The 336-nt window shown below is 56.2% G+C and carries 1 pseudogene; it reads left to right on the forward strand.

Annotation, left to right across the window (positions count from 1 at the left end):
- Nucleotides 1-336, forward strand: a pseudogene (locus HMPREF2736_RS12880) (transposase); the annotation flags it as partial.

The following is a 336-nucleotide window of genomic DNA, read 5'->3' on the forward strand; positions in this document are numbered from 1 at the left end:
GGTTCGATCTGCAAGAGCAGGGATTGGACTGCGGCCCGTTGTCGATCTACTACCGCTTGTACGACGCAGTTGGCCCAGAGTGCACTCCATCGCGCACAACAATTGCGACCTGGCTGCACAACGCTGGTTTGGTCGATGTCAACGCGCGTAAGCGTCCGCGCAGTTCGTATAAGCGTTTCGCCCGCGATTTTGTCTGCGAGTTGTGGCAGATCGACGCTTTGGTCTACCGCCTGTTCGATGTTGACCACACCCAGGCCACGATCTATCAGGTCATCGATGACGCCAGCAGATTCGACGTAGGAACGAAAGCGTTTATGCGTCCTGAAAACGGCGAAG

Source organism: Corynebacterium sp. HMSC036E10 (genome assembly GCF_001836265.1).
In the GTDB taxonomy this organism is placed as follows: Bacteria; Actinomycetota; Actinomycetes; order Mycobacteriales; family Mycobacteriaceae; genus Corynebacterium; species Corynebacterium coyleae.